Here is a 6,296-nt window from a genome sequence, read left to right on the forward strand (position 1 = left end):
TCAATCCAACCTGTTTTCTTACATACGTTACAGCCTTCTCCACCACACTTGAAGCAAGAAACATCCACTTCAACAGATGGCTCTGTGAATGGGAAATACGATGGACGCAAACGAATTTGGCGCTCTTCACCAAACATTTTTTGCACAATCAACTGAAGGGTTCCTTGAAGATCTGCCATAGAGATGTTTTTCCCAACAACCAAGCCTTCGATTTGGTGGAATTGGTGACTGTGGGTCGCATCGTCCGTGTCACGACGGAACACACGCCCTGGTGAGATCATTTTCAAAGGACCTTTTGAAAAATCATGAGCATCCATCGCACGCGCCTGAACTGGAGACGTGTGAGTACGAAGCAAGATTTCTTCTGTGATGTAGAAAGTATCCTGCATATCGCGAGCTGGGTGATCTTTTGGAAGGTTCATACGCTCGAAGTTGTAGTAGTCTTGCTCCACTTCAAAACCATCCACGACTTGGTAACCCATCCCAATGAAAATATCTTCGATTTCTTCACTGGTTTGTGTCAAAACGTGACGGTGACCAGTCGCAACTGGGCGACCTGGAAGTGTCACATCGATGCTCTCACTTGCTAGTTGAGCTTCTACTTTCTTTTCTTCCAAGAGCTTAGCTGTTTCTTCAAAAGCAGCTGTCAAGACATCACGCGCTTCATTGACGTGTTTCCCGATGATTGGACGCATATCAGCAGAGACATCTTTCATCCCTTTGAGGATTTCAGTAAGCGACCCTTTTTTACCAAGGACAGAGACACGCAAGTCCTGCATCTCTTTTTCATTTTCAGCAGTAATCTGCTTCAAGCTAGCCAGCGTTTCTTCGCGAAGCGCTTTTAATTGTTCTTCAATAGTTGACATAATTCCTCCATCAGTCCCTCGTAGATAAAAAGAAAACCACATGCCAAAAACTCCACTCGGAGCGTTGACACGCGGTACCATCCGTTTTCATCTGACAAGTCAGACCTTCATTTCTAAATCCATGCGCAAGTGAATTCACCCAGCTTTCATATAGAGAACTTGCAGTCACGGCTCTCCTCCCTGATATACTTCCCTTGAGTTACTAGTCTTGCGGATTCCTATTCAATTACTACTTAGTTTATCAGATTTTTAGTTAAAAAACAAGTTAGATTAGACTAATTTCAATATAAAAAGGAACAAGACACAATGCATTACCTATTTGTAGGATCTGTTTCACCTGCTTTCCTTTTCAATAAAAGAGTTGCTGCTTGATTAAAACCATCACACCAGTTATACCATTTTGCTTCATACTCATCTTGAGATACGATATGATTTTTTAAATCCAGAACAGAGTAAATCTTTCTTTCCTCACAAGCTTGCGCATAGAGATAATACAGTTCATCGCCACCATCTCTATCCCACTTAGCAGAAATCGTATCCCTACCTGCCAATAAAGCCTGATAAGCCCTGTGATGCCCGTCTGTAATCAACAAGCAGTCTCCGAATGCAAGAACACTGATTGGAGCAACATTGATTATTTCTACCGACTGATAAAGCATCTGGATATCTTGTAACTTCTTTTCTGATAAGTATAGTTGAGTCGGATGGAGATCTGTTATATTGACTTTCATTTCTTTTTCCTCAAAGGAATTTGATGCTCACTTCTGCTTGCCTTTAAATCGCCATTGGAAGCGAAGCTTGTCATAGAAAGGAAATTCGATAAACAAGACCCCCAAACCCACACAGAAACTGGCAAGAACATCTGATGGGTAGTGAACTCCCAGATAGACCCGAGATAGCAACACACTGACTAGGTAGAAGCCAAGGACGATTTGCACAATTTTTTTCCAAACCGGATCTTTAATCCGTTGACTGAGAATGACAATCAAAGTCCCTACCATCAGAGTCACTGCCAGAGAATGGCCACTTGGAAAAGAAAATCCCCTCTCCTCTACCAAGTGTAAAATAGCTGGCCGTGGGCGCTGGTAGATATTTTTAAAGGTCACGATTAAAAGACCGGCTAAGGCTAGATTACCCGCCATGAAGTAGCTTTCTATCTTCCACTGCTTACGATAAAAGATAAAGGCTGCAATGGCAACCCAGGTAATGATTACTGGGATATCAATCAAATGCGTAAGGGCTCGGAACAGAACTGTCAAATAATCTGGCAAGTCCCCACGAAGAACAGTCTGAAGCGGTTGATCAAAACCGACCAGCGTTTCGGGGTAAAACTTGACCATATAGCCAAGAAGGACGAAAAGTAAAAGGGCAAAACTGCCCTTCATTAAAAATGTTTGTTTATCTCTCATAATATTTTAAGGTTGGTTTCAAGAGGACGTATAACAACCAGAATGAAACGGAAAAGATTACACCCTCAATCAAGTTGAAAGGTAATACCATGGTCATCAAGTAGTTAGAAAGTCCTATAATTTCTCTAATATCAAAGTTGGCAAACTGCGCGTATAAAGGAACCGCATAGACATAGTTGAGAACCAACATGGCAGAAGTCAATCCAATAGTTCCCGCTAGAGATGCCAGTAGAAAACGAAGAGTGCTACGTTCCTTTTTCCAAATCAAACCAAAAGCGATAACAAAAACTCCCAAGGCTACGATATTCATTGGCAACCCAATGTAAGTGTTCACTCCTTGGCTATTCAGAAGCAACTTCAAGAGTGATCGTAGCAAGAGAATCCCGAGAGCAGCAGGCAAATCCATCACTACCAAGCCCACAAGGACTGGCAAGATACTAAACTCGATCTTGAGGAAGGTCGCCGCTGGCAAGAGCGGAAAGTCAAAGTACATCAGCACAAATGAAATGGCTGATAAAATCGCAATGGTCGAAATTCGACGTGTGTTTGTCATAACAGGTTCCTCCAATTTTCTATAAAATCAGAAGAAGTTGGAAAGGATTCCTCTATCTATTCTCACTTTTTATATCCCAAAAGTTCCCTCTCACTCTTTTGAGCAAGCGGTTGCAATTCATCTATAAACTCATTAGAACAGACAAAGCCATTCTTTCGTCTTCTCCCATCCAGACTATACTGTCGGTTGTGGAATCGCACCACATCAGCTTGCGCTCGCGGACTTCTTTAACTAAGATATTTTGGATTAATCTAGGCGTCGCAGTCGAAGATAATACTTAAGTATATCGAGACAAGACAACGAAGAGAAAGCCAAAATAGCTAGTTAAAGTCACCGCCGGTCGGGAATCTCACCCAGCCCTGAAGACCTTTTAATCATAACAAAAAACGCTTGCAAGTGCAAGCATTTTGATTATTTCAATTTATCTGCTTCATAGGTGTGAACAAGCTCAAGACCTGCAAAATTCTGCTGACGGAGCGCTTCATAGACAATCATGCATACGGTATTGGAAACATTGAGGCTGCGAACATGCTCATCGTTCATAGGAATACGGAGAGCTTTCTCAGGATGTTCTCGCATAAAGTCCTCAGGCAAGCCCTTGTCTTCACGTCCAAAGAGAAAATAATGATCCCAACCACTTGCCAAATCTGCTTCAGAATAGACCTTTTCCGCAAATTTTGAAATCAGATAGAGTTTACCCTTCATCTGAGACATGAAATCTTCCAAACTGTCATAAAAATAAATCTCAAGCTTATCCCAGTAGTCCAAACCAGCCCGCTTCATCTTCCGATCATCAATCGGAAATCCCATCGGTTTGATGATGTGGAGGGGAGAATTGGTCGCAGCGCAAGTACGCGCAATGTTACCTGTATTTTGTGGAATCTGAGGTTCAAATAATACAATGTGATTTGTCATTACGGGTTTCCTTTTATCATTGCAAAAAAATAGCCACACTGCCCGGAGTCAAGCTCAGCAAACAGCGTGGTTAAGGCATCGTTAACTTACCTCACAACAGGTTTGAAGTAAATCAGCGAAACTACTTTCTTAGTATAACACTTTCAGAATCATTGTCAATAGAAATGACTTGATTTTTTTACTTTTTTTGATGATATTTTCATGTTTGGTCATTCCCTTTCTGAAAAGGTATAGTAAAAGAGCCAAATCACTTCAAATCGGAGACATCGTTATAGAAATTAAGCAAATGTATCTTCAAAACGTGAAAAAGGCCTTTCTTCCCTTAAAAATCGCCTTAGCAAGTGCATTTTTTGCTAAAAAAGGGTATGATAGTTACATCATGAAAAAGTAGGTTTTTTATATGAAAATTGTCCTCGTTGGTGGAGGGAAAGTTGGTTTCGCCCTCTGTCGTTCACTGGTTGCAGAAAACCATGACGTTGTCCTCATCGAACAAGATGAGGCTGTCCTCAATCACATTGTCAGTCGCTATGATATCATAGGTCTCCTTGGAAATGGTGCTGACTTTGCCATCTTGGAGCAAGCCGGTGTTCAAGAGTGCGATATCTTTATCGCCCTAACCGAACACGATGAAGTGAATATGATTTCAGCGGTACTTGCTAAAAAAATGGGGGCTAAAGAAACCATCGTTCGGGTGCGAAATCCTGAATACTCTAATGCCTATTTTAAAGAGAAAAATATTCTTGGATTTTCACTTATCGTTAATCCAGAACTCCTAGCAGCGCGTGCGATCTCAAATATCATTGATTTCCCTAATGCCCTCTCTGTCGAACGATTTGCTGGAGGTCGGGTCAGTCTCATGGAGTTTGTTGTCAAGGATTCTAGCGGTCTTTGTCAAATGCCAATCTCAGACTTCCGTAAAAAGTTTGGCAATATCATTGTCTGTGCTATGGAGAGAGATCATCAACTGATGATTCCAAGTGGTGATGTTACTATCCAAGACAAGGATAGGATTTTTGTTACGGGAAATCGTGTAGATATGATGCTTTTCCATAACTATTTTAAATCTCGCGCAGTTAAAAGCTTACTTATCGTTGGAGCTGGAAAGATTGCTTATTATCTACTAGGGATTTTAAAAGACAGTCGCATTGATACCAAGGTCATCGAGATCAATCCTGAAAGAGCTCGTTTCTTCAGTGAAAAGTTCCCCAATCTCTATATTGTCCAAGGAGATGGAACTGCAAAAGACATTTTGCTGGAAGAAAGTGCTCCCCACTATGACGCAGTCGCAACCTTGACTGGAGTTGATGAGGAAAATATCATCACTTCTATGTTTCTTGACCGTGTTGGCGTCCATAAGAATATCACCAAGGTCAACCGAACAAGCCTTCTAGAGATTATCCACGCACCTGATTTTTCAAGTATCATCACACCAAAAAGCATCGCAGTAGATACCATTATGCACTTTATCCGTGGTCGAGTAAACGCTCAGTACTCAGACCTTCAAGCCATGCACCATCTAGCAAACGGTCAAATTGAAACTCTCCAATTCCAAATCAAGGAAGCTAATAAAATGACTGCCAAACCTCTATCACAGTTGAAATTGAAAAAAGAGGTTCTCATCGCAGCCATTATCCGAAAAGGAAAAACAATCTTCCCTACTGGAGAGGATATACTTGAGGTGGGAGACAAGTTACTCGTGACGACCTTATTGCCAAACATCACCAAAATCTATGATTTGATTGAGAGGTAAAAAATGAATAAAAGTATGATTCGTTACCTCCTCTCAAAACTTCTCTTGATTGAGGCTGTTCTTCTCCTAGTCCCTGTTAGTGTAGCGATCTATTACCAAGAATCCAATCAAGTATTTATCGCTCTCTTTTCTACGATTGGCATTTTAGTCCTTCTCGGTGGTCTAGGCGTTTTACGGAAACCGAAAAATCAACGGATTTATGCCAAGGAAGGGGTCTTAATTGTTGCCCTCTGTTGGATTTTATGGTCTTTCTTTGGCGGCCTCCCCTTTGTCTTTTCAGGACAAATCCCCAGCGTCATCGATGCCTTCTTTGAAATCAGTTCTGGATTTACGACTACAGGAGCAACTATTCTGAACGATGTTTCCGTTCTCACTCGTTCCCTCCTCTTCTGGCGAAGTTTCACCCACTTGATCGGAGGGATGGGGGTACTCGTCTTTGCACTTGCCATTATGGACAATGCCAAGAATAGCCACTTGGAGGTGATGAAGGCTGAGGTCCCTGGACCTGTCTTTGGCAAGGTCGTATCCAAGCTAAAAAACACTGCCCAGATTCTCTATCTGCTTTATCTGGCTCTCTTCTCCCTTTTTGTGGTTATCTACTATCTAGCAGGCATGCCTCTCTATGATAGTTTTGTCATCGCTATGGGAACGGCAGGAACTGGGGGCTTTACCGTCTATAACGACGGAATTGCCCACTATGGTAGCTCGCTCATCACCTATCTAGTTAGTATCGGAGTTCTGGTTTTTGGAGTTAACTTCAATCTCTACTACTACCTCATGCTCCGTCGGGTTAAGGCTTTCTT

The 6,296-nt window shown here is 41.9% G+C and carries 7 protein-coding genes and 1 riboswitch; of the genes, 2 read left to right on the forward strand and 5 right to left on the reverse strand.

What is annotated here, in order from left to right; translation table 11 throughout:
• The 5 genes from pheS to GMD1S_RS06265 form a co-directional block, all read right to left on the reverse strand.
• On the reverse strand, nucleotides 1–866 hold an 866-nt coding region (pheS, locus tag GMD1S_RS06245; protein ID WP_044135654.1), incomplete at its 3' end, for a phenylalanine--tRNA ligase subunit alpha.
• A gap of 311 nt (nucleotides 867–1,177) precedes the next feature.
• Nucleotides 1,178–1,597 carry a hypothetical protein gene (locus tag GMD1S_RS06250; protein ID WP_000867351.1) on the reverse strand — a complete coding sequence of 140 codons (420 nt, stop codon included), beginning with the start codon at nucleotides 1,595–1,597 and terminating at the stop codon, nucleotides 1,178–1,180.
• 27 nt (nucleotides 1,598–1,624) lie between these two features.
• Nucleotides 1,625–2,275, reverse strand: coding sequence for a phosphatase PAP2 family protein (locus GMD1S_RS06255; RefSeq protein ID WP_033587277.1), 651 nt, complete (start codon nucleotides 2,273–2,275; stop codon nucleotides 1,625–1,627).
• Entirely contained in the window at nucleotides 2,265–2,828 is a 564-nt protein-coding gene (locus tag GMD1S_RS06260; RefSeq protein ID WP_000185812.1) for an ECF transporter S component, read from the reverse strand. Before GMD1S_RS06260 ends, GMD1S_RS06255 begins: the two co-directional genes overlap by 11 nt.
• A gap of 153 nt (nucleotides 2,829–2,981) precedes the next feature.
• Nucleotides 2,982–3,199: riboswitch (FMN riboswitch) on the reverse strand.
• 40 nt (nucleotides 3,200–3,239) lie between these two features.
• Entirely contained in the window at nucleotides 3,240–3,743 is a 504-nt protein-coding gene (locus tag GMD1S_RS06265) for a tRNA (cytidine(34)-2'-O)-methyltransferase (RefSeq protein ID WP_000181365.1), read from the reverse strand.
• Between the two features lie 400 nt (nucleotides 3,744–4,143).
• Between GMD1S_RS06265 and trkA the strand changes: the two genes are divergently transcribed.
• Both trkA and GMD1S_RS06280 read left to right on the forward strand, forming a co-directional pair.
• The gene (gene trkA / locus GMD1S_RS06275; protein ID WP_000706812.1) at nucleotides 4,144–5,493 is read left to right on the forward strand and encodes a Trk system potassium transporter TrkA; all 1,350 of its coding nucleotides are present in this window, start codon (nucleotides 4,144–4,146) and stop codon (nucleotides 5,491–5,493) included.
• A 3-nt stretch (nucleotides 5,494–5,496) separates the two neighbouring features.
• The coding region (locus GMD1S_RS06280) for a potassium transporter TrkG (RefSeq protein ID WP_001043425.1) at nucleotides 5,497–6,296 on the forward strand (800 nt) is incomplete at its 3' end.

It is taken from the genome of Streptococcus sp. GMD1S (genome assembly GCF_000296875.1).
In the GTDB taxonomy this organism is placed as follows: Bacteria; Bacillota; Bacilli; order Lactobacillales; family Streptococcaceae; genus Streptococcus.

Coding starts and splice junctions, on each gene's coding strand:
- GMD1S_RS06265 (WP_000181365.1), bottom strand. CDS start 3,743: ATGACAAATCACATTGTATTATTTGAACCTCAGATTCCACAAAATACA.
- GMD1S_RS06255 (WP_033587277.1), bottom strand. CDS start 2,275: ATGAGAGATAAACAAACATTTTTAATGAAGGGCAGTTTTGCCCTTTTA.
- GMD1S_RS06260 (WP_000185812.1), bottom strand. CDS start 2,828: ATGACAAACACACGTCGAATTTCGACCATTGCGATTTTATCAGCCATT.
- GMD1S_RS06250 (WP_000867351.1), bottom strand. CDS start 1,597: ATGAAAGTCAATATAACAGATCTCCATCCGACTCAACTATACTTATCA.
- trkA (WP_000706812.1), top strand. CDS start 4,144: ATGAAAATTGTCCTCGTTGGTGGAGGGAAAGTTGGTTTCGCCCTCTGT.